A 25,342-nucleotide genomic window follows, 5' to 3' on the forward strand; every position below is an offset into this window, starting at 1 on the left:
ATGAACTACACCCTGATTCAACTGCAGGTCACCGATGCGGTGGCAACCATCACCCTGAACCGGCCCGACAAGCGCAACGCCATGAGCGACGACATGCGCACCGAGTTCATCGCCGCGCTCGAGCATGTCGCGGCCGACAAGGCCATCAAGGCCCTGGTGCTGACCGGTGCCGGCAAGGGCTTTTGCGCGGGCGGAGACATCAGCGGAATGCAAAAGCGCATGAACGCTCCCGCGGGCGAGATCGGCTTCAACGGCTGGCAGCGCCAGCAGCGCGTACACCATGTGCAGGCGCTGCTGCACACCATGCCCAAGCCGGTGATCGCCGCCGTCAACGGCGCGGCCTCGGGCCTGGGCGCGGACACCGCGCTGGCCTGCGACTTCGTGATCGCCAGCGAATGGGCGAGCTTCGCCTGGAGCTATATGCTGCGCGGCATCATTCCCGACGGCGGCGGCATGTACTTCCTGCCGCGCCGGGTGGGCCTGGCCAGGGCCAAGGAGCTGATCTTCACGGGCCGCCAGCTCAAGGTGGACGAGGCGCTCGCGCTGGGCATCGTCGACCGCAAGACCAGTGCCGAAACGCTGCTGGCCGACGCCCAGGCCTGGGCCGTGGAGCTGTCGGCCGCGTCCGCGACGGCGCTGGCGCTGACCAAGACCATACTGAACCAGAGCTTCGAGCTGTCGTCGCACGACGTCTTCGCCCAGGGCAGCCAGGCCCAGGGCATCTGCTACACCAGCAGCGAGCACCGCGCTTCGGTCGAAGCCTTTCTCGCCAAGACGGCCGCCAAGGAGTGATGGAATGAGCCAAGCCATCGCCAAGCTGCTGTCGCCGCGCAGCGTCGCCATCATCGGTGCCTCGGCAGATCCGCGCAAGACGGCGGGCCGCCCCGTGGCCTATCTGCGCAAACACGGGTTTGCGGGCCGCATCCTGCCCATGAACCCCAAGGTCGACCACATCGACGGCCTGCCCTGCTATCCCGACATCGCCTCGCTGCCCGAAGTGCCCGATGTGGCCGTCGTGCTGCTGGGTGCCGGGCGCGCGCATCTGGCCGTCAGGGAACTCGCCGCACGCGGCTGCGCGGCCGCCATCGTGCTGGCCAGCGGCTACACCGAGACCGGTGAAGACGGCGCGCGCCGCCAGCAGCAACTGGTCGAGGCCGCGGGCAGCATGCGCCTGCTCGGGCCCAACACCATAGGCCTGGTCAACCTCACGGACCGCATCGTGCTGTCGCCATCCGGCGCGCTCGAGATGGACGAGTTCCCTGTCGGCAGCATAGGCGTGGTGTCGCAAAGCGGCGGCATTCTGGGCTCGCTGCTGTCGCGCGCCGCGGCGCGCGGCATAGGCCTGTCCAAGCTGATTTCCACCAGCAACGAAGTCGACCTGGAGCTGGCCGACTTCATAGACCATCTCGCCGACGACCCCGCGACCAAGGTCATCGCGCTGTATGTGGAGACGGTGCGCAATCCGGAGAAATTCCGCGCGGCCTGCCTCAAGGCGGCGCGCGCCGGCAAGCCCGTGGTGGCATTCAAGATCGGGCGCTCCGAGGCCGGTGCCCAGGCGGCGGTCTCGCACACCGGCGCCATGGCCGGCGCCGACCGCATGTACGACGCGCTGTTCAAGCAGGTCGGCGTGATCCGCGCGCAAAGCTTTGCCGACCTCCTGGACATTCCGGTCGCGCTGGCCACAGGCCGCGTGCTGCGCGGCAGGCGCGTCGCCATCCTGACCTCCACCGGCGGCGCCGGCACCCTGGTTTCCGACGACCTGGGCGTGGCCGGCTTCGAGACGCCGGCCCCCGATGCTGCAACGGCCGACGCATTGCGCGCGCTACAGACCGGCGGCGAGGCCGTGCTGGACCGCAACCCCATCGACGTCACGCTTGCGGGCCTGCGCCCCGACCTGCTGCGCGGCGCGATCAACGCCCTGCTCGCCAGCCCCAGCTACGACGCGCTGGTGATCATTGTCGGCTCGTCCAGCCTGGCCATGCCCGAGCTGCTGGCCGGAGCCATTCAGGACTGCCTGCCGAACTCCGACAAGCCGGTGCTGGCCTATGTGAGCCCGCATGCGCCCGAGATAGCCGCGCTGCTGACGCAGCGCGGCGTGCCGGCGTTTGCCGCGGCCGAGAGCTGCACCGCCGCGCTCGCCGGCATGCTGGGCGTGAGCCGCTTCGAGCCCGCCACCGCAGCCCAGGCCGACGCGCCGGCCCCCATTGAGATCGGCCAGCTGCCCAGCGGTTCGCTGGACGAAGCCCAGGCCAAGGCCATTTTCAGCCGCTTTGGCCTGCCCTGCGCGGCCGAGCGCGTGGTGCGCACGGCCGAAGAGGCCGAGGCGGCGGCGCGCGAACTTGGTGGCCGCGTGGTGCTCAAGATCCTGTCGGCGCAGATCACCCACAAGAGCGATGTGGGCGGTGTGGCCGTGGGCCTGACGGCCGAGACCATTGGCGCGCGGCTGGCGCAGATGCGCAGCGACGTCGAAGCCAAGGCCGGCGTGCAAGTCCAGCAATTCCTGGTGCAGCAGATGGTCGCCGGCGGCACCGAGCTGATCCTGGGCCTGCACCGCGACGCGCTGGGCACGGCCGTGCTGCTGGGCATGGGCGGCGTCACGGCCGAGCTGTTCCAGGACACCACGCTGCGCCTGCTGCCGCATGACAGCGGCAAACTCACGGCATTGAGCCGCGCCCAGGCCCTGGCCATGGCGCAGGAACTCAAGACCTGGCCGCTGCTCGATGGCTTTCGCGGCCGGCCCCTGGCCGACGTGCCGGCGCTGGTCGACGCCATCGTCGCGTTCTCGGCCATGGCCGCGCAATTGGGCGAGCGCGTGCTCGAGGCCGAAATCAACCCGGTCTTCGTGCTGCCCGCAGGCCAGGGCGTGCGCGCGGCCGACGGCGTGCTGGTGCTCGCATGAAACCCAGCTTGCATGCGACCGAAGTGTTTGGCCAGTACGCCCAGTCCTGCTGAAGATCGCCAGCCTTGCCGCGCTGCAGGCCGAAGTCGGCTATATCTTCCACCCGGATTTCGCCTGCAAGGGCTATGCCACCGAAGCTGTGGGCGCCATGCTGGGCCTGGGCTTCGAAGCGCTCGACTGCCACCGGATCTTTGCCCGACTCGATGCGCTCAATGCGGGATCGGTGGGCGTGGTCGAGCGCCTGCGCATGCGCCGGGAGGCGCATCTCATTCAGAACGACCGCTTTGAGGGGGTCTGGGGGGATGAATACATTTACGCCATGCTCATGCGGCTCGCCTTTAGAACGTGTTTACGATCACTTGGCGCCGCGACAGCGCAAAGCCATTGCCAAAGCGCCGCGCGGGGCTCCCCGTCTGTGGCTCCAGCAGGCTTTCCAGCGACGCACGACCGGCCTGGATGAGTGTTCCACAGCTTGCCAGATGCCGCGCCGCGCTGTCACCCCCCATTGGGCGGCACCCTGAAATTCTCCGTGATGCTTTTCTCCGCGCGCTCCAGCACGCGCACCGCGCTCTCCCACCACGCCCGCAAGCGGCCTCCTGCTTTTACTTTCGGGTCGACCTCTGCATTGCCGGGATGGTCTATGGGCTGCGTGGGGTAGGTTTGATTTGGCATGGCTCGATGCTCGCGCCAGGCCTGACCTCTGTAAAGTTGAATTCAATGACGCTTAACTTCATAATTCCTGATGCGTAATTTGAACCTCGACCAACTGCAGACGCTCATTGCCATCGCGGACCTGGGCACCTTCGCCGCAGCGGCACAGGCGCTGCACCTCGCGCCACCCACCGTGAGCCTGCATATCAAGGAGCTGGAATCGCGCATGCAAGCCGCGCTGGTCGTGCGCGGCCGAAGGCATGCGGAATTGACACCCGCGGGCGATGCCCTGGTCGCCGAAGGGCGCAAGCTGTTGGCAGCCAGCGACGACCTGATCGACCTGGTACAGCGCCGCGCCACGGGGCGCGAGGGGCTGGTGAAAGTGGGGGTCTCGGCGGGGGTCAGCACCAGGCTGTTGCCACTGATGCTCGAAGCGTTGACACAGCGCAGCCCGGGCGTCGAAGTGAAGCTTGAAGCCGTGGGCTCCGCCGAAGCCATGCTGCGCCTCAAGGCGGGAACGCTGGACATTGGAATCGTTGCCAGCCCTCAGCCAGCGGTTGCAAATATCCGCCTGACGCCCTGGCGCAATGACCCGATGGTGGTGCTGCTGCCTTCCTCCTGGGACGCGCCCGAGCTGGTCACGCCCGAATGGCTGGCAGGCCGCCGCTGGGCATCCTTTGCGCCCGCAACGCAGATGCATGGCCTTATCACCGCCTGGTTTGGGCAGGCTGGTTTCAATCCACGCCCCTTCTTGACGCTGAGCTATCCCGGCGCCCTCAAAAGCCTGGCCTCAGCCAGCCAGAGTGCCGCCCTCCTGCCGCTCGAAGAGGTGCAGGATCAGCGCAACTCACCCGATGTGCAGATACGCCACCTGTCGCCGCAGCTCATGCGGCCGATGGCCGTCGCGCATCGGCACTTGCAGGCACCGAATCTGGCGGTGGACAGCGTCGTGCAGGTGCTCGCGGACTTCGCCAGCTGAGCGCCAAAAGTCAAGATCGGCGGCGGGACTGGGTCGTACGCCAACCGCGGGCTAGATCGTGATCGTGCCAGTCAGGTAGCGCACGCCGTGTCCCGCAACTTCAACGCTCAACTCGGCCACTTCGCAAAACAGCGTGCCCGAGCGCCGCGACGCCTGGTGGGCCAACCATGCATCGAGCAAACCCGCTCAATCCAGACTGATCCTGGACGTTGCTGCCACGCGCTTCCAGGTCGCCACATCGTTTTCAATGATGGCCGCAAATTCGTTCGGCGCGTTGGCAATCACCGTGCCACCCAGCTCCGCCAGGCGCTGGCGCAATTGCGGGTCGGCCAAGGCCTGCACGCTGGCCTTGTGCAGCTTGTCGCGAATGTCCCTGGGCAGGCCCTTGGGCGCCAGCAGTCCGTTCCAGGCCTGCACGGCATAGCCTGGAACGCCCAACTCGGCAAAGGTGGGTACATCGGGCAACTCGCTGCTGCGCTGGGCCGTGGCCACGGCCAGGGGGCGGATCTTGCCGGACTTGATATGCGGCAGCGAAGCCGGCAGCGGCTCCCACAGCATGGACACCTGGCCGCCGATCAGATCGGTGAAGGCCGGGCCGGCGCCGCGGTAGGGTATGTGCATCAACTCGATCCCGGCTCTGGCCTTGAACAGCTCCATGGCCAGATGCCCAAGTCCGCCGGCACCCGCAGACGCATAGGAGAGCTGGCCCGGCTGGGCCTTGCTCAGCGCAATCAGCTCCTTGATGTTGCTGGCCTTGACCGAGGGATGGACGCTGAGCACGCCGGGCACGGTGATGACCTGGGTGATGGGCGTGAAATCCTTGACCGGGTCGTACGGCAGCTTGGTGTAGACGGCGGGGTTCGTGCCGTGGGTGCTGGAGGTCGCGCCCAGCAAGGTGTAGCCGTCAGGCCTGGCGTCGGCCACCTGGCGCGTGCCCACGGACCCGCCCGCACCGGCCTTGTTCTCCACGATGACCGTCGTCTTGAGCACCTGCCCCAATTGCTGGGCGAAAAGGCGGTTGACCACATCGGCCGTGCCGCCGGGCGGAAACGGCACCACCAGGCGAATGGGCTGGTCCGGGCTGGGCCAGGCGGCATCGGCGGCCATCGCGGGCTGAAGGCCGGCGATGGCGGTCACGGCCACCAGTGCCGAGGCGGCAGACAGGCTGCTGGTCACAAAAATACGGCGTTGCATACGAATCATCTCCTTATTGAATTTTCATTGCGTCAAGTCTTCAAGCCAGTCCAGCACACGCTTCAATACCTCGTCGCCATTGGTATCGAGCATGCAGAAATGCGAGTTGCCGGGCACACCGGCGGCCGGCAGATCCAGCACATCGGCACGGCCTCCGGCCAGGGCAAGGGCCTGCCAGTAGGCGTCGGTCTGGCCGCGGTAGGTCTGCCATTGCGGGCTGTGGGCGAAGTGGTCGCCCCATACCGCCAGGTGCGCAACCGTTGCCGCGGGGTGGGGGCCGTCGTGCAGGGCAGGCATGCCCGTGGGCTCCAGGCCCACGACCGCTCTGACCCACTCGGGCTTGCGGCAGGCCGCATGCGCGGCAAAACCTCCACCCTGGCTGTGGCCCATCACCACACAGGGGCCGAATTGCTCCAGCAGCGCGTCGTAGGCCGCTGACGCCATGGCTTCATGGCCCAGCCAGCGGGGCACCATCTGCTTGACCAGTTCACCGAAGCTTTCGGACGGAAAACGCTGGCCCGCAAATGGCGCGCCATACCCTGAAGGCGCGTCATGGCCAATGCGAAACAAGCGCCAGGCCTCCTGCGCGCTGCGAAACACCGGCGCCTCGGCGTAGATTTCGGGAAACATCGCCCAGCCCGCGCGCCCGCGCTCCACGGCATCGCAGACCACCACGTCATGGCCCGCCTGCAGCAGTTGCCACAGCCAGCCCTGGCGGCCGTCGGGCGTGGACTCCCACTGCGCGCCGGTCATGCCGCCGCCATGCCACAGCAGCACCGGCAAGGAACTGCGCGGGCGCGCCAGCCGGTATTCCATGGCATACATCTGGCCCACGGCATAGCTGCCGTTCATGTTCAGGCACCGCTCGCCGCCATTGCGCACCACCTCCCTGTGCTGGATCGGCAGATCCAGCACCGAACGCTGCGTGCCGCCGATGAAATGACTCTGCATCTTCCGCAGGCAAATTTCGGCATATAAACGTGTCTCTTGCATGGGAGCATGCTAGATTCGCTGGCACTTTCTGCTGTGCCAATTGCAGCCACCTTGTGCCGCTTCGGCACACCTCCAGCCTCCAGGCATCCATGCACGAACTGAACGTCAAACTGCTGCAGGATTTGCAGGCCCTGGCCGAGACCGGCAGCCTCTACAAGGCCGCCGAGCGCCGCCACATCACCCATCCGGCCTTTGGCCGCCGCATCCGTGCGCTCGAGGAATGGGCGGGCACGCCGCTGGTCGAGCGCGGTCACCAGTCGACCACATTGACCCCGGCCGGCAAGACCCTGCTGGCCTCGGCCCACGAAGTGCTGAGCATTCTGGAGCAGACACACAGCCTGCTGCAGCGCCCGCGCCGTGCGCGCGACGAAACCATCACCATCGCGGCGGGGCGCACGCTGTCGCACACGGTGCTGCCGGCCAGCATTGCGGCCATCAAGCAAGCCATGCCGCACCTGTGCTGGAAAGTGATCACCACCAGCCTGGACTACGGCGTGGACATGCTGCTGCAGGGCAAGGTGGACCTGCTGCTGTGCCATGCCCAGCCATCGATAGAAAGCAGCCTGCAAGGGCATGACCTGACCTATCTGCCCGTGGGCCAGGACACGCTGATTCCCGTCAGCATCCCCCTCGTCGCGCAACTGCCAAAATATGCGCTGCCCGGCCACGGCGGCGGCCCGCTCGTGCCTTTTCTGTCGTACGCGCAGAGCATGTCGCTGGGAAAAATCCTGCGCAGCCATATCCACGCGCTGTGCGACACCTCGCGCCTGCGCACGGTCTGCGAGGCCGATCTGGCGGATTCGCTGCACGCCATGGTCCACCAGGGCCTGGGTCTGGCCTGGCTGCCGCAGACCCTGGTCCAATCCGACCTTGCGCAGGGACGCCTGGCACGCGCCGCCGGCGCGGACAAGGACGTGCCCCTCCATGTGCGCCTGTACAAGCGCACCACCGAGCAGACCAAACCCCTGACGTCCAAGGTCTGGTCGAGCCTTGAGAACCTCTATGGGAGAAGCCAGCGGTCGTGAGCGCTGGGTGATCGCATTTCGGGGCCGCCGCTGGCGCCCCGGCGCAGCCGAATGCGCGCTCGCAGGTGGCGGGAAAGCTCACTCCCCCACCAGCGCCCCCGACAAAAACTCCGCCGTCGCCCTGACCCGCGCCGTGCGCTGCAGATCGGGATGCATGACTTGCCAGACTTCATAGTCGTGCGCGCGGCGGCGTTGCGGCCAGATGCGCACCAGGCCTTCGCGTTCGCCCATCCATAGCGGCATTTCGCCCAGGCCTATGCCGGCGGCCACGGCCTTGCGGGTCAGCAGGCTGGAGCTCACGCCCATCGCCACCCGCGCCTGGCGCGCGGGCACGCCGGCCATGGTCAGGAACGGTTCGCGCTCCAGATAGGGGCCATAGGCCACGAGGTGGTGGCCGCGCAGTTCGTCGTCGGCAACGGGCTCGCCAAAGCGTTCAAGATAGGCCTGGCTCGCGAACAGGCCCACGGGCCAGGAGACCACGCGGCGCACCACGAGATCGGGCGTGTCGGGCCGGACATTGCGAAACGCGATATCGACCTGCCGGCGGCTCAGGCTCAGCAACTGGGTCGAGACTTCGAGGTCCACGCGGATATGGGGCCAGTGCGCCTGCAGGCGCGCTATCGCGGGCAGCAGCAGGTCGACCGCAATCGAGTCGGTGCTGGTCACGCGCACCAGGCCCACGGGGTTCTCGTCCTGGCCTTCGATCTTGCTGCGCAGGTCCAGGGCCGCGCTTTCCATGCGCCGCGCGGCCGCAAGCGCGGCTTCGCCCGCGGCGGTGAGCAGGTAGCCGTCCTTGGAGCGCAGGAACAGCTTGGCACCCAGATCCGCCTCGAGCGCGTTGAGGCGCCGGCCCACCGTCGCCTGGTCCACGCCCAGGCTGCGCGCCGCCGAGCGCAGGGAAGGCGTGCGCGTCAGCGCAAGAAAGATACGGGTGTCGTCCCAGTTCATGAGCGATTATGTGATGCAGATTTGCATCACTGTAGAGCGAAATCGCTGCGTTTCAAAGGCCTGCCAAAGGCTTAACCTTCTAGGCATCCCCCCATTTTCAGGAATGACGCCCATGTCCACCGTTTTGACCGCCACCCCCGCAACGCAGCAACAGACCATGCAAGCCATTGTTTTCGACGACTTCGGCGGCCCCGAAGTGCTGGTCAGCCGCGAGATCGCGGCGCCCGAAGTGCGCCCCCATGATCTGCTGGTGCGCAATGCCGCGATCGGCGTCAACCGCGCCGATCTGCTGCAGCGCAAGGGTGCGTTTGGCCGCGCCCACTTTGGCGACGGCGACACCTTGGGCCTGGAGATTGCGGGCACCGTGGTGGAAGTCGGCCCGGAAGTGCGCGGCTTTGCCGTGGGCGACCGCGTGATGGGAATTGTCGGCGGCGGCTCATATGCCGAGCTGTCGCGCATCGACCACCGCATGGCCATGCATGTGCCGGCCAGCGTGAGCCTGGTCGATGCCGGCGCGGTGGCCGAAGTGTTCGTGACCGCGCACGAGGCCTTGTTCCATCTGGCACGGCTGCAGCCCGGTGAGTCGGTGCTCATTCATGCCGCTGCGGGCGGCGTAGGTTCGGCCGCGGTGCAGCTCGCCCATGCCACAGGGGCCCGGGTCTTCGCCACGGCGAGCGGCGACAAGCGCGACGCGGTGCTGGGCTTTGGCGCCGATGTGGTGATCGACCACCGCAGCGAGGACTTCGCGGCCGTGGTCGCCCAGGCCACGGACGGCAAGGGCGTGGACGTGGTGATCGACTTCATCGGCGCGCCGTATCTGGAGCGCAATGTGCGCTCGCTGACGTTTGGCGGGCGCATGGTGTCCGTGGGCCTGCTGGGCGGCGCCGCCGGCGCGACACTGCCCATGGACGCGGTGCTCTACCGCCATCTGCAGATCTTCGGCACGGTGATGAAGTCGCGCACGCCCGAAATCAAGCAGGCCATGGTGCAGCGCTTTGCCCAGCAATGGCTGGGCGCGCTGGCCGACGGCACGATTCGCGCCGTGATCGACAGCAGCTATCCGCTGGCCGAGGCCGCGCAGGCGCATGCGCGCATGGAGTCCGGACTCAATATCGGCAAGATCCTGCTGCTGCCGGGCGACGCCGGGCGCTGAAGCCCATCGGCGCGCGCTGGCTTGCGGTGCCGGTGCAAGGCCGGCGTCGGGTCTCAGAACGCATGCCGCAGGCCCAGCATCAGGCCGGTCTGGCCGCCGCCTGCCGCGGGGCTACCACCCACGGCCGCGGAGCTGACCGAGATCGCCAGCCGATCGCCGTTATGGATGCGCGCGATCTGGGCATAGGCGGCGGTGCGCGGCGAAAACTTGTAGGTGCTGCGCAGCACGAACAGGCGGGAGCGGTCGCCGCCTTGCGCGTAGCGCAGTTGCTGCAGTTGCCCGTCCACCACCACCTTGGTTGTCGGCGACCAGGCCAGACCGGCCCAGGCCAGCGTGCTGCCCGGCGTCGCGCCATTGGCGGATGAAGCCGCCGCCGCGCCGTCGTTGTCGCGCCGGATCGCGCCCACGCCCAGCTTGAGCGTCGGCGCCAGCATGGCGTAGCCGTTGAGCATGATGCGTCTGTCCTTGAGGTCCGAACGCACCAGGCCCGCGAACGCGCCCGGGCCGCCGCGCATCTCGTCCACGGCCAGGGCCAGGCCCCAGGGCGCGGTGTCGTACTTGAGCATGGCGCTCCACTGGCGGCAGGCCTGGCTGTCGCTCGCCGATTCGCCCGCGCAGTTGGTGCCCGAGGGGCTGGGGCCCGCATTGACGGCGTCGCGCCCCAGGCTATAGGTCGCGCCCAGGGACCAGGCGCCCAAGCGGCCCCGGTAGGCCAGCGAATTATCCGTGCGCGCGTTGGGAATATAGCTGTCCATGCTGCTCAGACCAAAGGCATTCGGGCCTATCAGGTCGGCGTCGATCAGCGCCCAATAAAGCATGGTGTAGTTGCGCCCCAGCGATACGCTGCCCCAGGGACCGTTGAGGCCCACCCAGGCCTGGCGGCCGAAACCGCGCCCGCCCTGGTTGAGCGTGCCGGCGTCGACGCCGAACCCCGACTCGAGCGCGAAGGCCGCGCTCAGGCCTGCGCCCAGGTCCTCGCTGCCGCGCAGGCCCCAGCGCGATGGCGCGGTGCCGGTCAGGCCCGGCATGCGCGTGAGCGACCCGCCGCCCTGTACGTTGGTCAGATGCTCGATGCCGGTGTCCAGATAGCCGTACAGCGACACCGAGGTGCGGGTCTGTGCCTGGGCGCCGGCCGTGGCCGCGACTCCCAGCATAGCCAGCGCTGCCAGCAATGTCGGCTTCAGGATGCGTTTCATGGGTTTGTCTCCTTTTGGTGATTTATGGAAAAACGGCACGCCGCAACGCCGCGCCCATGCCAGGGCGGCGGCAAGCGAATGCAGGGGTGAACGTGGGCGCGCGTTCAGGCGACGGGAGCGTCGCGGAACATCACGAAACGGGCTTCGCGCCGCGCGATCAGCCAGCGGCCGTCAGGCGCGCGCGAGAAGCGGTCGTCGAACTCGCCGACCAGCTGGCGCGCATGGGCCGGGCGGCCATGCGCGGTAGGCTCGGCCGCCGCGTCGCAGGACCACAGCAGCACCTGGCTGCGCGCGCTCGGGCGGTCTTCGCCGGCCAGGTCGAACAGCGTATTGGTGACCAGGTGGCGCGTGATGCGGCCCGCGGGCCGCTGGGCATAGGCCGCGGCAATGGCGGCGCGCCCGCGCAGCGGCTCGCCGCTGGGGCGCTGCAGCACGGCGTCTTCGGCAAACAGCTGCGCCAGGGCCTGCGCATCGCCGGCGTCCGCGCAGGCGGCGGCACGCAGCACCAGGTCCGTGCAGTCCTGCCGTGCGCGCAGGCGGTCGATATCGTTATGCATGTCGTGTCTCCCCGGATTCCGCGGCCTGCAATGTGCCGTCTCGATCCAGGCCTCAAGGATTCCACGGCCGGCGCGCGAAAGCCAATGCCAGTGTCGCGCCGACCAATGCGTTTTTCTTATGGGAGAATGAATTCAAGCACCACCCACATTGCGCCGAGCGCGTCGACATGAGCCTTTCCACCATCCCCTGGCCTGCGGCCGCAGCCAGCGTTTCCCAGCATCTGCCCCCGCTGGCCGGCCATTTGCGCGCGATGCGCGCCATGCTCGCGGTGGTGCAGAACGGCAGCACCATGCGCGCCGCCCAGGCCTTGCATCTGTCCCAGCCCGCGGTCGCGCGCGCGGTGCTGCAGCTCGAGCAGGCCAGCGGACTGCCGCTGTTCATGCGCGGCGCGCGCGGCATGATGCCGACCACGCTGGGCAGCCAGATGGCTGCGCGCGTCGAGGCCATGCTCCAGCATCTGTCGAGCGGCGCGGCCGAAGCCCAGGCCGCGGCGACGCTTGCGGGCCGGCGCTCCCCCCTGCCCCAGCGCTTTGCGGAAATCGTGCCCGCAGGCCATCTGCGCGCGCTGATGGCGATCGCCGACTGCGGCAGCGAGTCGCAGGCGGCGCAATCGCTGGGCCTGACCCAGCCCGCGGTGCATGCGGCGCTGCAGGGGCTCGAGACCAGCCTGGGCCTGCAGCTGTTCTACAAGCTGACGTTCGGCACCCGGCTCACGCCCGCGGGCGAAGCGCTGCTGCGCCGCGTCAAGCTGGCACTGGCCGAAGTGCGCGGCATGGACAGCGATATCTCGGCCTGGCGCGGCGAGATCCGCGGGCGCGTGGTGGTCGGCGTGCTGCCGCTGTCGGTCAGCATCTTCTTGCCGCGCGCGGTCGCGATGCTGGCCGCAAGCCACCCCGACATCGAAGTCAGCATCGTCGACGGCACCTATGAAAGCCTGATGCAGCAGTTGCTGAGCGCGGACATCGACGCCATCGCCGGCGCGCTGCGCGGCGACGCGCCCCCGGACGAAGTATGCCAACGCCATCTGTTCGACGACGATCTGGTGGTGATTGCGCCCGCGGGCCATCCCTGCCTGCAGCGAAAGCGGCTGGCGCTCAAGGATCTGCTGCAATGGCCATGGGTGGCGCCGCTGCCGGGCACGCCTGCGGACCGGGCCATGGTCCAGCTGTTTCGCGCCCAGGGCCTTTCGCCGCCACAGGGCAGCCTGCGCGCCAACAGTCCCACCATGACCTTGGCCTTCGTGCTGCAGACCGGGCGCCTGGCGCTGGCCTCGCGCGGCCAGGCCTTGCAGGACGACCATGGCGGCCGGTTGGCGATGGTGCCCATCGAGCTGCCCGCCACGCGCCGGCGCATAGGCCTGGCAACGCGCGCGCAGAGCACTGCGTCCCGGGACCTGGAGCTGTTCATGCAGGCCTGCGAGCAGGCCGTGAAAGACGTGCCGGCCTAGGCCAAGCTCAGCGCTGCATCCAGTCGACGAGCGCTTTCGACACCTGCCCGGGCTGCTCCATGGTGCTCATATGGCCGCTGTCCTCGATCACCACCAGCGTCGAGCCCGGGCACAGCGCCTGCATGCGTTCGTGGCGCGACAGCGGGCTCCAGCTGTCCTGGCGGCCGCAGGCCAGCAGGGTCGGGCAGCGCAGGCCCTGCAGCACCGGCGCCGCATCGGGGCGGTTCAGCAGCGCCTCGATCTGCGCGGCGAAGATCTCGGGCGTGAAACGCGCGACCATGTCCAGCACTTCGCCGAACAGCGGCGTGCCCAGCCGGTCGGGGTGCACCATGCCGCGCGCCCATTGCGCGCCCATCGCGCGCATGCCGCTGTGGCGCGCCTTGTGCAGCAGCGCCATGCGCTTGTCGCGCTCCTGGGTGCCGGCCTCGCCCGGGGCAATGCCCTCCATGCCGCTGTCAAGCAGGGCCAGCCGCTCTACGCGCTCGGGTGCCATGCGGGCAATGGCCAGCGCCACGCGCCCGCCCATGGAATGGCCGGCGAGCGAAAAGCGCGGCGCCGCGACGCCGGCCAGCACGCCGCGCGCCATGTCGTCGATGGAAGCGGCCGCGCCATAGGACGGCACGATGCAATCGGCAAATGCCAGCGCCGCGCGCTGCGCGCGCCAGACCGCGGCGTCGCACAGCAGGCCCGGCAGCAAGACCACGCAGGGCCGACTCATGGCGCATCCTCCAGGATCAGGTGGCCGACGGCGGTGTTCGATGCCGGCACATGGTAGAAGCGGTGGTTGACGCGCGGCCTGGGCGCCGGGCCGGCAACGTCGCCCATGGCGCCACGCGCGATCAGCCACATCACCAGCTCTATGCCTTCGGAGCCGGCCTCGCGCACATAGTCGATATGCGGCAGGCGCGCCAGGCCCGTGGGGTTCTCTATCAGCAAATCGAGAAAGCGCTGGTCCCAGTCGCGGTTGATCAGGCCCGCGCGCGCGCCCTGCAACTGGTGGCTCATGCCGCCCGTGCCCCAGATCTGCACGTTCAGGTCTTCATCGAAGCTTTCGACGGCCTTGCGTATCGCGCGGCCCAGATCGAAGCAGCGCTGGCCCGAAGGCACGGGGTATTGCACGACGTTGACGGCGATGGGAATCACCGGGCAAGGCCAGGCGCCGCTGGCCGCGTCCTGCTCGCCACACATCAATGACAGCGGCACCGTGAGGCCGTGGTCCACGTCCATCTTGTTGACAATGGTCAGGTCGAAATCCTGCTGTATCACCGACTGCGCGATATGGCTGGCGAACTCGGGGTGGCCGAATACTGTGGGCACGGGGCGCGGGCCCCAGCCTTCGTCGGCGGGCGCGAACGCGGCGGCCGTGCCGATGGCGAACGTGGGAATGAAGTCCAGGCTGAACGCGCTCGCGTGATCGTTGTAGACCAACAGGATGACATCGGGTGGGTTGTCCCTGAGCCACTGGCGCGAGGGCGCAAAGCCGTCGAACAGCGGCTGCCAGTACGGCTCCCGGGTCCTGCCCAGGTCCATGGCCGCGCCGATCGCGGGCACATGCGAGGTGTAGACGGAGGCGGTGATCCTGGCCATCAGATCCTCCTTTCCTGCGCGGCCTGCTCGTGCAGGTAGCGGTTGCCCTCAATGGAACGCCCGCCGCCGAGCATCATCAGCCGGTAATCCTCCTCGCCCATGCCGCTCATGGTCGAGACCATGTTCTGCACGCTGACGCCGTCGGTGGCGCCTATCTTCACGAGGAAGTAGATGTTGCCGCCCAGCGCGATGCAGGCGTTGAGATCGCGCGCCAGCACGGCCTGCTTTTGCGCTTCGCTCATCGCCCAGCCGTCGAGATAGGCGCGCTCGTCGGCGCGAAAGCGCGCGCGGTTTTCAGCCTGCATCAGCGACATGCAGAACTGGTTGAGCCAGTAGCCCTTGCGCGACTGCTCTGCGTCGAAGACCGTGGTCCCCGGAACGTCGAGATAAGGTTTGTCCAATGCCATGGGTCTGCGTTTTCCTGTTTCAAAGATCGAGCACCAGCCGCTCGCAGCGCGCGCGCGAGCAGCAGGGCGTGAACTGGTCGTTGGCCGCCTGCTCCTCGGGCGTCAGATAGGCGTCGCGGTGGTCGACCTCGCCCGACAGCACGCGCGTCAGACAGGTGCCGCACACGCCCTGCTCGCACGAGACCATCACGTCGACGCCCGCGGCCAGCAACGCCTGGGTCACGCTCTGGTCGGGCGCGACGCGCACGACGCGGCCCGAACTCGCGAGCTGCACGTCGAAGGCCGCGTCGCCGCCGCGCGGGCCGGCATCGGCGGCCGCGAAGAACTCCCAGTGCAACCGGTCCTCGGCCCAGCCCTGCTGGCGCGCGGCGCCCAGCACCGCGTCCATGAAGCCCTGCGGGCCGCAGACATAGAGGTGGGTGTCGGGCTCTGCAGCCGCGAGCACGGCGGCGATGTCCAGCCGCTGCGCGGCGTCGCCGTCATCGAAATGCAGCTGCACCTGGCCTGCGAACGGCGCGGCGGCGATGCGCTCCTTGAACGCCATGCGCTGCGCCGAGCGGCCGCTGTAATGCATGCGAAAGCGCGCGCCCAGCACCGCCAGCCGTTCGGCCATGCAAAGGATGGGCGTCACGCCTATGCCGCCGGCCAGCAGCAGATGCCGGGGCGCGTCGGGCGCGAGCGCGAAATGGTTGCGCGGCGCGCTGATGCGCAGCGCATCGCCTTCGGCCACGAGGTCGTGCACCGCGGCCGAGCCGCCGCGCGACGCCGGGTCGCGCAGCACGGCGATCTGGTAGCGGTGGGTCTCGGCCGGGTCGTTGCACAGCGAATACTGGCGCACGATGCCGCCGGGCAGATGCACGTCCACGTGCGAGCCCGCGGCAAACGCCGGCAGCGGCGCGCCGCCCGCGGCCACGAGCTCCAGGCCGCAGATGCCGTCGGCCTCGCGCGTGCGCCGCGCGACGCGCACCTGCAGTTCTGTGCTGGCGCCGGCCATCATGCGGCCTGCGCGCGCTCTTGCGCCAGCAGCCTGTCGAGCACGCGGCGCGACTGCACGCCGCCGGCGTCGATGTTGAGCAGCAGCAGCTTGCGCTCGGGCCAGGCCGTCAGATTGGCCTGCTGGCGCTCCAGCACTTCGGTGTCTTCGCCGAACACCTTGCCCTGGCCTTCGAGAATCGAGGCCGTGAGCGCTGCGTCCTGCGGCTTGAACTGGCGTGCCATGCCCCAGAAGTAATGGTGCGTGGTTTCGGTCTCCGGCGTGATGAAGTCCACGACGATGGACGAGACCTTCTTGTCCGCGGGTGCGCCATGGCCTCCATGGCCGGCCAGCGCCACGCCGACTTCGATCATCACGTGGCTGGGCGGCTCGAAGTGGCAGATCTGCCAGCGGTCCACGGGCTGGTCGTCGGGCAGACCGTTGCCGCGCAGCGCCATGCGCCAGAACGGCGGGGCCTCGGGCAGGCCTTGCATGAAGCGGCTGGTGGTGACATGGTCACCATCGACCTTGGTGATGCAGGGCGTCTCGTCGATCTCCTTCTGACCTATCGAGGTGGCATGCACATAGGTCTCGTGCGTCAGGTCCATGAGGTTGTCTATCATCAGCAGATGGCCGGCCTTGATGTGGTAGTAGCCGCCGCCATAGGCCCAGTCGGGGCTGTCGGCCCAGTGCAGTTGCGGAATCAGGCCCGCGTCAGCCTTGGCCTTGTCGCCGGGCCAGACCCAGACAAAGCCGTGGCGTTCCTCTACGGGATAGCTGCGGATTTCGGGAAAGCCGCGCACGCGCTGGCCCGGCATGGCGACGGTCCGGCCGTCGCAGCCCATCTCCAGGCCGTGGTAGCCGCAGACCAGCTTGCCCTCGCAGACCGTGCCCAGCGACAGCGGCGCGCCGCGGTGGGGACAGAAGTCCTCGACGGCGGCGATGCCCTGCGGGCCGCGAAAGAACGCCATGCGCTCGTTGCAGATCGTGCGGCCCAGAGGCTTGTCCCGGGGGATTTCTTCGGCCTTGCAGGCGACATACCAGGTGTTCAGCAAAAACATGATGGATTCGTGGGAATGGTTGGGGAAATGCGCCGCCGGGGCACGGCCTGCGCGGCGCGGCCCGGCGGTGTGCTCAATGCGCCGAGGCCACGCGGGCGCCGGGCACCTGCGCCTGGGCCACGCCCGTGGCCAGCACGGCCAGCGCGGCGGCGACCAGCGGCAGGGCGAACACGTAGTACAGCGACGCCGGGCTCCAGCCGCCATCGAGCAGCAGACCGGCCATGAAGGGCGCGACAATCGCGCCGATGCGGCCTATGCCTATGGCCCAGCCCATGCCTGTGGCGCGCACCGCGGCCGGATAGGTCGCGGGCACCAGGCCGTACAGGCCCGCCATCGAGGCGAACAGGAACACGCCCAGACCCACCGCCGCGGCAAACGCAAAGCCCAGATTGGCCGAAGCGGCGCCGAACAGTGCGGTGAACAGCGCATAGAGCAGCAGGCTGCCGACCGCCAGATGCTTGAGCCTGAGCTTGAGCGCTAGCAGACCGAACAGGCTGCCGCCGGCAATGCCGCCGAGATTGAGCAGCACGCCGCCGGTCACGCCCTGCTGGGTCGACATGCCGGCCTGGACCAGCAGCTTGGGTGTCCAGCTCAGCGAGAAGTAGACGCTGAACATCAGCAGGAAGAAGCCGGCCCACAGGATCAGCGTCGGGCGCGCCAGCCCGTTGCGAAACAGCGCCGCGACGGTATTGCCCTGCACGGTCTGGCCGGCGCGCTGCGCGGGCAGTTGCGCCAGCGCCGCATGGCCCATCATCGCCATCAGCCGGTTGAGCTTGTCGAGCGCACGCGCCGGGCGGCGGCCGAGCAGGAAGTCCACCGACTCGGGCAGGCGCCAGAGCACGACGGGAATCATCAGCGCCGTCGCCAGGCCGCCGAAGACAAACACCGAGCGCCAACCATGGTGGCCCAGCAGCCATGCGGCCATCAGCCCGCCCAGCGTCGCGCCTATGGGATAGCCCGTGGCCTGCAGCGCGATCGCCGTGCTGCGCCATTTCTGCGACGAGTACTCGGAGGTGATCACGCCCACGCTGGCCAGCATGCCGCCTATGCCCACGCCCGTGATGGCGCGCAGCACCGCCAGCTCGATATGGCTGCGCGCCACGGCCGACAGCAGCATGCCCGCCGACACCACGACCAGGCACAGCACGATGACCGGCTGGCGCCCGCGCCGGTCGGCCACGGGCGCGACAAACAGTGAACCTATGGCCATGCCGATCAGCCCGGCGCTGAACAGCACGCCCAACTGGGCACCGTTGAGCTGCCATTCGGCAGCGACGGCCGAAGCCGTGAAAGCCATCACCAGGACGTCGAAGCCGTCCAACATGATGAGCATGATGCAGATGGCGATGGCCAGCCACTGAAAGGACGTCATCGGGCCTTCGTCCATCGTCTTGCGAATGTCATTCATACAAGTCCTTGTGGGAACAGGTTGTCTCCATGTCCAGTCGCGGCGGCGGCGGCCGCCGTCCGAGACTGGTTTCTTGTGTAGAGCTATGCGCGCGTCCCTCACGGCGGACAGAACTTCGCGCCAGGCAAGCTCCTGTCCCAGAGTGTCCCCAGCATAGGAAAAAAGCGCCAATGCAAAACGGAAAACGAGCTATGCGTTTTATTGATAGCCAATGCGCAGCCAGGCACCCTGCGAGCGGATGCACAGGTGCCTTGCCCAAGGAATGCGCGATTTGGAGAAGGAACTGCCCAGGCGTGGAGGCGCTGGCGCGCCGACCACGAGCTCAGGCCAGACGGGCGATGCGTGCCTGGGCCTGGGCCAGGTGCGAGAGCGTGGCATGGATGCAAGGGGCGAAGCGCTCGCTCAGGCGGGCTTCGGCCTGAAGGCGCTGGGCATAGCACTGGGCCATCTGCAGCGCGGTGCGCCACAGGTCACCGGAAATCGCCGTGGCGATGGTGGGCTCGCGCAGTTCATGCCCCATGGCGCCGCCGCTCTTGGGGGCAAACGCCATGGGCGTCATGTCGTACGCCGGGGCCAACCGGTAGGGCCGTCCCTGGTCCGAGGTGAACGACAGATTGCCGTTGTGCATGTCGCTGTTGCCGATCAGGATGCCAAAGGCCCATAGCAAGGCCGCGCCCTGAACCGCTGCCGGCACAACGCATTGCTGCAGCGCCAGAGCCTGGGTCACTTCGTGCCAGGGCGCATTGCTGCCGACAAATTCGGCATCCAGTGCTGCCAGCGAAAGCAGCGCAGTCCGACCCATCGCGCCCACACGGTCGAAGCGCTCGACTTCCAGGAAGCGCTGGCCGGCATGGTCGACAATGCGGCTGCTGGCGGCCGGCACACCGTTTTGAGCGAGGACTTCCAGTGCAATGTGCTCGGCCAGCAGCAGGTCGCGCCAGCGCTCGCTCACGGCGTTGTCCTGCGCCGCACTGAACTTCACGATCACATGGGCCCTGCCCTGCCCCGTCTCCACATAAGCGGTGAACTTGGGCTGCTCCCCGCCTGCCGAAGAGCCCGGGATTTCGCCGGCTTCCGCGGCGCGCGCCATCGCCGCGTACTGCACGGCCTTGTCGGCCAGGGCGATGGGCTGCGGCGGCGCGGCATTGATGAACAGCTGTTCGGCCTGCTCGCCAATGAGCAGATTTCCCGCCAGATCGCCACCATGCTGGCGCAAGGCCTGGAGCACATGCGCGTCGGACCAGTCACTCAGCCGTTCAGGCAGCGAAAGACGCTGGGCATTTTGGCGGGCATAGGCACGGCCCAGATAGCCTTGCGGGCGCATGTCATAGAGCCACCATGGCAGGCCTTCGGTGTAATTGTCGTCGCCGTCCAAGGCCATCAGAACAAAGCCTTCGGGCAAAACCGGCACCAGTTCGCCCAGCCTTTGCAGCTGCCCCAGGACCGTGACACGGGAGACCGGCGCGACCAGATACGCCCGGCGGGGATCACGCAGTGCGTAATGAATAGATCCATGAATAGCAATCTTGACGACATCCACCCCCATGCTGCGCAGCACACGGGAAACAGTTGGCTGGCTGATTTCCAGCGCATCTCCAAGTTCCTTACTGGTGCGAAGGCCACCGCCGAGCAGCATGCTGACAGCGGCGGCATGCGGGTGGGATCTGACTTGCATGGCGTTGCGAATAGAAAAATGAATAGTGTTTTGAATAACTCTAACACTTCCTATGCATCCATGCTGCCGGCCAGCGCACGATTCAGGCGGCAACTGGCATACGAGATGGGCAGAAGCGACGGCCGGCTGCTGGCAGCGCATGCCGAAGCGCCCATGCAAGCGCCAGGCGCGGCCAACGACACATAGCCGCTCGCCGCCACGCGAAAGCGTTTACGCGGCGCTCGCCTGCGCGCCCATGACCCGCCCGGCATCGATCTCCACCACCGACTGCGCCAGGGCCTCGACATCGCTGGGGTCGTGCGTGACCAGCAGCGTCGGTACCTGCACGCGCTCGAGCATTTCAGCGAGCTCGGCGCGCAGGCGTATGCGCAACTGGGTGTCGAGCGCCGAAAGCGGTTCGTCGAGCAGCAGCAGATGGGGCTGGGGCGCGAGCGCCCGTGCCAGCGCGACGCGCTGGCGCTGGCCACCCGACAGGTAGCGGGGCAAGGCGCCGCGCAGCGCCTGCAGATCGAACTGCTGCACCAGCGCGTTGATGCGCTCGTGCTCGGCGTCGCTCGGGCGCTTGCCAAGCCGGCACAGGCCGAAGGCCAGGTTCTGCTCCACGCTCATGTGCGGAAACAGCGCGTAGTCCTGGAACACCAGGCCGACCTTGCGCGCGCGCGCCGGCAGGTCGATGGCGTTGGCCGTATCGAGCAGCGTTTTTCCCGCCACGCGCACATGGCCCTGGACCTGCGGCGCGAGCCCGGCGATGGCCATCAGCACCGTCGACTTGCCCGAGCCCGAAGCGCCAATCAGCGCCGTGCGCGCGGTCTGCGAGACAAGGCGCGCGTCGAGCACAAAGCTGCGCCCCGGCGATTCAAGCGTCGTCTGTACATGGAGGTCGAGAACAGGGGTCATATCAATGCTTGGCCTGCAGCATACGGCCAGATACGACCAAGACCACCACGCAGACCACCGAGATCACCAGCGTGAGCCACAGCGCCTGGGCGTCGTTGCCGGCCTGCACCGCGTCGTAGATGGCGATCGACAGCGTCTGCGTCTTGCCCGGCAGATTGCCGGCGATCATCAGCGTCGCGCCGAACTCGCCCATGGCGCGCGCGAACGCCAGCATCAGGCCGGCGGCGATGCCACGCACAGCCAGCGGCAGCGCGATGCGCAGGAATATCTCGGCCTCGCCCGCGCCCAGCGTGCGCGCCGCATGCAGGAAGCGGCCATCGACATCTTCGAACGCCGCGCGCGCTGCCTTGTAGATCAGCGGCAGCGAGACCAGCGACGCGGCGATGACCGCGCCCTGCCAGGTGAACATCAGGTTGATGCCGAACCAGCGGTCCAGGTACTGGCCCAGCACGCCGTTGCGGCCTATCACCACGATCAGGTAGTAACCCAGCACCGTGGGCGGCAACACCATAGGCAGCATCAGCAGCGCATCGACGAAGTTCTTGCCGGCGAAGCGCCGCTGCGACATCCACCAGCCCAGCGCGATGCCGACCGCGCCGGCCAGCAGCGTCGCGAGCAGGGCAATCTTGAGGGTCAGCCAGAGAGGCGCGAGCAAGGTCGGCGGTCCCGGTCAGGGCTTGGAGAAGCCGAAACCGTCGAGTATCTGCTGGCCCGCGTCGCTGCGCACGAAGGCGATGAAGTCCTTGCCCAGCGCCGCGTTCTTGCTGGTCGCGACTTGTGCGATCGGGTATGTCACGGGCGTGGTCGTCGGCACCGTCAGCGCGATGCGCGTCTTGTCCTTCTCGATCAGCGCATCGGTGCGGTAGACAAAGCCGGCATCGACTTCAGCGCGCGCGACGTAGTTCAGCACCTGGCGCACGCTCTCGCCATAGATCCACTTGGGCTCCAAGGCAGCCGTCAGTCCGGCTTCCTGCACCGAGGCCATGGTGTAGCGGCCCACGGGCACCGAACTCGGCGTGCCGGTGGAGATGCGCTTGTAGCCCGCGCCGCCCAGATCCGCGAGCTGTTGCGGCACGGCGGGCGCCGTCGCGGGAACGATCAGCACCAGCGTGTTGCGCGCGAAGTCGGCGCGCGTGCCCGCGGCCAGCAGATTGGCCTTGGCGGCGCGGTCCATCGTCTCCTGGTCGGCCGAAGCGAACACATCGACCGGCGCGCCCTGCTGGATCTGCGCGAGCAGCGGGCCCGAGGCGGCGAAATTGAACGTGACCTTGCTGCCGGGATGATTCTTCTCGAATGCCTGGCCCACCGCCTGGAAGGCGTTCGTCAGGCTGGCCGCGGCCGAAACCACGACTTCCTGCGCGTAAACGACGACGGAGCCCAGCGAAAGGGAGGCAATCAGGGTGGCTTTTGCGAGCCAGCGGGAAGAAGCGTGCATCTCAGGTCCTTTGAAAACGCTATTCTAAAATGGAATAGCGAAAACACAACAAAGTGTTTCAGATGTCCTGTCGGCGCACGGTATTGGCGTCCGCCTGCGATCACCCAACGAAGAGCCTCCATGACCATGCCGCCCTCCTCCATCGAAGTACGCCCCATCGGCGTGGTGCAAAGCCCTTTCAAGACCACGACAGGCATGCCCATCCAGACCGTTGCCTCGGCCGATGCGCCCGCCCGCCTCGAAGTCTTCCCCGAGTACGCCGCCGGGCTCAGGGACATCGAAGGCTTCGAGTACCTGATACTCATCACCCACCTGCACCAGGCGAGCGAAAAGCTCGAAGTGGTTCCCTTCATGGACACCCGCAGCCACGGCGTATTCGCCACGCGCGCGCCGGCGCGGCCCAATCGCCTTGGCCTGTCCATCGTGCGGCTGGTGCGCGTGCAGGGAAACTGCCTGCACTTTCAGGGCAACGACATGCTCGACGGCACGCCGGTGCTCGACATCAAGCCCTACGTGCCCGCGCTCGATGTCCGGGCCACCGAGCGCATTGGCTGGTTCGCGCAGGGCTTGGAGAAGCTGGCGTCGACGGTGTCAGACGATCGCATGCGCTGACACCGCAGCGGGCTCAGTCGTCCACGCCAATCATGACGGACGAGGCCTTGATCACGCCGTAGGCCACGCCTCCCTCCTGGAGGCCCAGCGTCTGGGCCGAGTTGCTGGTGATCGTTGAAGTGATCTGCACGCCAGGCGCGATTTCCAGGGTGACTTCGGTGGTCACGGGACCCCGGACGATGCCGACAATCTTGCCGTTGAGAACATTGCGTGCGCTGATTTTCATGAGGTGCTCCAGAACTTGGGGACAACAGGATAGTTGATCGGCATAGGGGGCGGCAGTTAGCCGCGCCCCTGCCACACCACCTGGCATGCGGGTCCGCACCAGGCGGTTCGAGAAGTTGAGGTCATGTGAGTCGAGGTATTCCAAGATTGTCGAAGTATTTGACGGTGAGGACGCGATTCAACCCCACCTCGCTGTGGCCCCACCAGTGCCCGGCACCACCAGCAATTTTCGCCGCCAGCTCATGAGTAGCACCAAGGCCTCGAAGACGACTGTAAACAGTTGTCCCTGTACGCCAATGCTTGAGTTGGATAGCTCGAAGTCGGTGGCGCGTCCATGAGTCCAAGTTTTTGAACGTCTGAGGCGTTTGCGCGAGTCGGAAGTAAGACTTCCAACCCGGCAGATATTCTTTCATCTGTTCAGCGATCTGAACCATGCCTTTGCCACCAACCCGTCTTGTGATGATCCGTATGCGTTGTTTGAACGTGTCGAGCGCTTTGGGTGCGACAGCAATCTTTACCGTGTCCTTTGACCATCGCCGTAGGCAGTAGCCAAGGAACTTGCGGCCAAAGACCGGTCCCACTTCGGTCTTCTTCTCGTTCACCCGCAGGTGAAGCTTTTCGTAGAGCTTTCTCAGCGACAGCAACACCCGCTCGCCCGCCTTCTGACTGCGAACGTAGACGTTGCAATCATCGGCATAACGTGCGAAACGATGCCCCCGCCTTTGCAGGTCTTGATCCACTTCATCCAACAGAACATTGGCCAGGAGCGGAGAGAGCGGCCCACCTTGCGGCGTGCCTTCTGACCTGTCCATAACCACGCCACCCGCCATGATCCCTGCCTGTAGGTATTGTCGAATCAGCCGCAGAACGGCCTTGTCGGCAATACGCTTGGCAAGCCGGTCCATGAGAATGTCGTGATTGACCCGATCAAAGAATTTCTCCAAATCCACATCAACTACGACCCGGTAGCCTTCCAGCGCATAGCGCTGTGCTTGAAGCACTGCATCATGCGCACTCCGGCCAGGACGAAAGCCATAGCTGAATTCAGAGAACGTCGGATCGATCAATGGCTGTAGCACTTGCAGCAAGGCCTGCTGAATCAGCCGATCCAGGACCGTCGGAATACCAAGTTCACGCATGCCGCCTGTCGGTTTCGGAATTTCAACGCGGCGCACAGCTTGAGGCTGATACTTACCAGCGATGAGTTCCTTGCGAACCCGCGTCCAGTGACCTTTTAGGTACTCGGCGGTCTGTTCAATCGTCAATCCATCGACGCCTGCACTACCCTTGTTGGCTTTGACGCGCTTCCACGCCGCTGCCATGTTCTCACGCGATAGGACTTGCGTTAGCAAGTCGTCTCGCCCTAAGCCTTCCTGTTGTTGACACGCCGGGCGTGCTTCATCACGAACCATTTCGGCACGGGTTTCACCCTTGCCAACTGTAGTCCGCCCTGGTTGTCCAGGCTTCTGATGCAGTGCACTTCCAAGTGTCATACCGTCCAGCTCTCCTTCTCGTTCGGCCCTTCGCTCTCGCCTTCTGGCTTTATCGGCCCCGGCTCCAGCTACTACGGCCTCTGCTGACTTCTCGCTCCGGCTTACGCCGTCGCCCTTTCAGGCGTGAAACGAGATCTCCCCAGGTAAGAACGCGATCCTTCCCCGCACAACCGCCAGATCTACGCAATTTCACATTGACCACGAAAGCTTTGCAGTGATGTGCCTGCTCGCCTTGATCCATCGCGCCTCGTATCTGATTTTTGTTCATCGGCTCACGGTTTCTTTCCACGCTTCCTTCCCACGCTCGGTCACCCTTGCGCAGTTGCGCTTCCATTCGCTCGCTGTGGCCAGTTCACGAGAGGACTTTCACCTCCGAGATCGCGCCCATGCTGGGCGCACACATCCTCCCCTGCCTAACGGCAGGGGATTCCTACCGCGCCCATTGCAGGCATTGAGCCTGAACAAGTCACTTCGGTGGGTTCCTGCTTCGCAGAGGCTGCGCACTTGGCCTTTGCGGGCTTTGCGC

26 protein-coding genes are annotated in these 25,342 nt (G+C 66.9%); 9 read left to right on the forward strand and 17 right to left on the reverse strand.

Going from position 1 to position 25,342, the window contains the following annotated elements; translation table 11 throughout:
* The 4 genes from GVL12_RS18830 to GVL12_RS18845 all read left to right on the forward strand — a co-directional run bounded on the left by GVL12_RS18830 (position 1) and on the right by GVL12_RS18845 (position 4,529).
* Positions 1-792 carry an enoyl-CoA hydratase/isomerase family protein gene (locus tag GVL12_RS18830; protein WP_159916901.1) on the forward strand — a complete coding sequence of 264 codons (792 nt, stop codon included), beginning with the start codon at positions 1-3 and terminating at the stop codon, positions 790-792.
* A 4-nt stretch (positions 793-796) separates the two neighbouring features.
* Positions 797-2,899: an acetate--CoA ligase family protein gene (locus GVL12_RS18835; protein WP_159916903.1), complete on the forward strand. Its 2,103-nt coding sequence runs from the start codon at positions 797-799 to the stop codon at positions 2,897-2,899.
* Between the two features lie 73 nt (positions 2,900-2,972).
* On the forward strand, positions 2,973-3,359 hold the full coding sequence (locus GVL12_RS18840; RefSeq protein WP_306770606.1) for a GNAT family N-acetyltransferase: 387 nt from the start codon (positions 2,973-2,975) through the stop codon (positions 3,357-3,359).
* Between the two features lie 282 nt (positions 3,360-3,641).
* Complete coding sequence (locus tag GVL12_RS18845) at positions 3,642-4,529, forward strand: LysR family transcriptional regulator (RefSeq protein ID WP_159916905.1); 888 nt, start codon at positions 3,642-3,644, stop codon at positions 4,527-4,529.
* A 186-nt stretch (positions 4,530-4,715) separates the two neighbouring features.
* Here GVL12_RS18845 and GVL12_RS18855 read toward each other — a convergent pair whose 3' ends face one another.
* Entirely contained in the window at positions 4,716-5,723 is a 1,008-nt protein-coding gene (locus tag GVL12_RS18855) for a tripartite tricarboxylate transporter substrate binding protein BugE (protein ID WP_159916907.1), read from the reverse strand.
* Between the two features lie 24 nt (positions 5,724-5,747).
* On the reverse strand, positions 5,748-6,674 hold the full coding sequence (locus GVL12_RS18860; protein WP_159916909.1) for an alpha/beta fold hydrolase: 927 nt from the start codon (positions 6,672-6,674) through the stop codon (positions 5,748-5,750).
* 131 nt (positions 6,675-6,805) lie between these two features.
* Between GVL12_RS18860 and GVL12_RS18865 the strand changes: the two genes are divergently transcribed.
* A complete protein-coding gene (locus GVL12_RS18865; protein ID WP_159916911.1) occupies positions 6,806-7,741 on the forward strand; it encodes a LysR family transcriptional regulator in 936 nt (311 codons plus the stop codon).
* A 78-nt stretch (positions 7,742-7,819) separates the two neighbouring features.
* Here the strand turns inward: GVL12_RS18865 and GVL12_RS18870 are convergent, their stop codons facing one another.
* Positions 7,820-8,689, reverse strand: a complete 870-nt coding sequence (locus GVL12_RS18870; protein ID WP_159916913.1) for a LysR family transcriptional regulator — start codon at positions 8,687-8,689, stop codon at positions 7,820-7,822.
* 112 nt (positions 8,690-8,801) lie between these two features.
* Between GVL12_RS18870 and GVL12_RS18875 the strand changes: the two genes are divergently transcribed.
* Positions 8,802-9,842: an NAD(P)H-quinone oxidoreductase gene (locus tag GVL12_RS18875; RefSeq protein WP_235033910.1), complete on the forward strand. Its 1,041-nt coding sequence runs from the start codon at positions 8,802-8,804 to the stop codon at positions 9,840-9,842.
* A 53-nt stretch (positions 9,843-9,895) separates the two neighbouring features.
* Here the strand turns inward: GVL12_RS18875 and GVL12_RS18880 are convergent, their stop codons facing one another.
* Positions 9,896-11,038, reverse strand: coding sequence for a porin (locus tag GVL12_RS18880; protein ID WP_159916915.1), 1,143 nt, complete (start codon positions 11,036-11,038; stop codon positions 9,896-9,898).
* A 104-nt stretch (positions 11,039-11,142) separates the two neighbouring features.
* Positions 11,143-11,595 (reverse strand): nuclear transport factor 2 family protein, encoded by a 453-nt coding sequence (locus GVL12_RS18885; protein WP_159916916.1) that lies wholly within the window; start codon positions 11,593-11,595, stop codon positions 11,143-11,145.
* Positions 11,596-11,762: 167 nt separating this feature from the next.
* Between GVL12_RS18885 and GVL12_RS18890 the strand changes: the two genes are divergently transcribed.
* Positions 11,763-13,043, forward strand: a complete 1,281-nt coding sequence (locus GVL12_RS18890; protein ID WP_159916918.1) for a LysR family transcriptional regulator — start codon at positions 11,763-11,765, stop codon at positions 13,041-13,043.
* Between the two features lie 7 nt (positions 13,044-13,050).
* Here the strand turns inward: GVL12_RS18890 and GVL12_RS18895 are convergent, their stop codons facing one another.
* The 7 genes from GVL12_RS18895 to yjjJ all read right to left on the reverse strand — a co-directional run bounded on the left by GVL12_RS18895 (position 13,051) and on the right by yjjJ (position 20,112).
* A complete protein-coding gene (locus tag GVL12_RS18895; RefSeq protein ID WP_159916920.1) occupies positions 13,051-13,761 on the reverse strand; it encodes an alpha/beta fold hydrolase in 711 nt (236 codons plus the stop codon).
* Positions 13,758-14,630 (reverse strand): class III extradiol dioxygenase subunit beta, encoded by an 873-nt coding sequence (locus GVL12_RS18900; protein WP_159916922.1) that lies wholly within the window; start codon positions 14,628-14,630, stop codon positions 13,758-13,760. Before GVL12_RS18900 ends, GVL12_RS18895 begins: the two co-directional genes overlap by 4 nt.
* Complete coding sequence (ligA, locus tag GVL12_RS18905; RefSeq protein ID WP_159916924.1) at positions 14,630-15,037, reverse strand: protocatechuate 4,5-dioxygenase subunit alpha; 408 nt, start codon at positions 15,035-15,037, stop codon at positions 14,630-14,632. The genes GVL12_RS18900 and ligA overlap by 1 nt, the downstream gene beginning before the upstream one ends.
* Before the next feature lie 19 nt (positions 15,038-15,056).
* On the reverse strand, positions 15,057-16,031 hold the full coding sequence (locus tag GVL12_RS26925) for a PDR/VanB family oxidoreductase (protein ID WP_159916926.1): 975 nt from the start codon (positions 16,029-16,031) through the stop codon (positions 15,057-15,059).
* A complete protein-coding gene (locus tag GVL12_RS18915) occupies positions 16,031-17,071 on the reverse strand; it encodes an aromatic ring-hydroxylating dioxygenase subunit alpha (RefSeq protein WP_159916928.1) in 1,041 nt (346 codons plus the stop codon). Before GVL12_RS18915 ends, GVL12_RS26925 begins: the two co-directional genes overlap by 1 nt.
* A gap of 73 nt (positions 17,072-17,144) precedes the next feature.
* Entirely contained in the window at positions 17,145-18,479 is a 1,335-nt protein-coding gene (locus GVL12_RS18920) for an MFS transporter (RefSeq protein ID WP_159916930.1), read from the reverse strand.
* A 322-nt stretch (positions 18,480-18,801) separates the two neighbouring features.
* Positions 18,802-20,112 (reverse strand): type II toxin-antitoxin system HipA family toxin YjjJ, encoded by a 1,311-nt coding sequence (gene yjjJ, locus GVL12_RS18925; protein ID WP_235033913.1) that lies wholly within the window; start codon positions 20,110-20,112, stop codon positions 18,802-18,804.
* Between yjjJ and GVL12_RS26645 the strand changes: the two genes are divergently transcribed.
* Complete coding sequence (locus GVL12_RS26645; protein ID WP_235033914.1) at positions 19,993-20,340, forward strand: hypothetical protein; 348 nt, start codon at positions 19,993-19,995, stop codon at positions 20,338-20,340. The two genes, yjjJ and GVL12_RS26645, sit on opposite strands and share 120 nt — an antisense overlap.
* A gap of 24 nt (positions 20,341-20,364) precedes the next feature.
* On the opposite strand, the gene GVL12_RS18930 is transcribed toward GVL12_RS26645, so the two are convergent.
* From GVL12_RS18930 to modA, 3 genes are read right to left on the reverse strand one after another with little or no spacing between them, the layout of a single operon-like run.
* Positions 20,365-21,051 carry an ABC transporter ATP-binding protein gene (locus GVL12_RS18930; RefSeq protein ID WP_159916934.1) on the reverse strand — a complete coding sequence of 229 codons (687 nt, stop codon included), beginning with the start codon at positions 21,049-21,051 and terminating at the stop codon, positions 20,365-20,367.
* 1 nt (position 21,052) lies between these two features.
* Positions 21,053-21,706, reverse strand: a complete 654-nt coding sequence (modB, locus tag GVL12_RS18935; protein ID WP_159916944.1) for a molybdate ABC transporter permease subunit — start codon at positions 21,704-21,706, stop codon at positions 21,053-21,055.
* A gap of 15 nt (positions 21,707-21,721) precedes the next feature.
* Positions 21,722-22,486, reverse strand: a complete 765-nt coding sequence (gene modA / locus GVL12_RS18940; protein WP_159916946.1) for a molybdate ABC transporter substrate-binding protein — start codon at positions 22,484-22,486, stop codon at positions 21,722-21,724.
* A 120-nt stretch (positions 22,487-22,606) separates the two neighbouring features.
* Between modA and tsaA the strand changes: the two genes are divergently transcribed.
* A complete protein-coding gene (gene tsaA, locus GVL12_RS18945) occupies positions 22,607-23,098 on the forward strand; it encodes a tRNA (N6-threonylcarbamoyladenosine(37)-N6)-methyltransferase TrmO (protein ID WP_159916948.1) in 492 nt (163 codons plus the stop codon).
* Positions 23,099-23,111: 13 nt separating this feature from the next.
* On the opposite strand, the gene GVL12_RS18950 is transcribed toward tsaA, so the two are convergent.
* Both GVL12_RS18950 and ltrA read right to left on the reverse strand, forming a co-directional pair.
* Complete coding sequence (locus GVL12_RS18950) at positions 23,112-23,324, reverse strand: molybdopterin-binding protein (RefSeq protein ID WP_159916950.1); 213 nt, start codon at positions 23,322-23,324, stop codon at positions 23,112-23,114.
* 121 nt (positions 23,325-23,445) lie between these two features.
* Positions 23,446-24,816 (reverse strand): group II intron reverse transcriptase/maturase, encoded by a 1,371-nt coding sequence (ltrA, locus tag GVL12_RS18955; RefSeq protein ID WP_159916952.1) that lies wholly within the window; start codon positions 24,814-24,816, stop codon positions 23,446-23,448.
* Between the last annotated feature and the right edge of the window lie 526 nt (positions 24,817-25,342).

The sequence above is a fragment of the Pantoea sp. 18069 genome (genome assembly GCF_902706035.1).
GTDB lineage: Bacteria > Pseudomonadota > Gammaproteobacteria > Burkholderiales > Burkholderiaceae_C > Comamonas.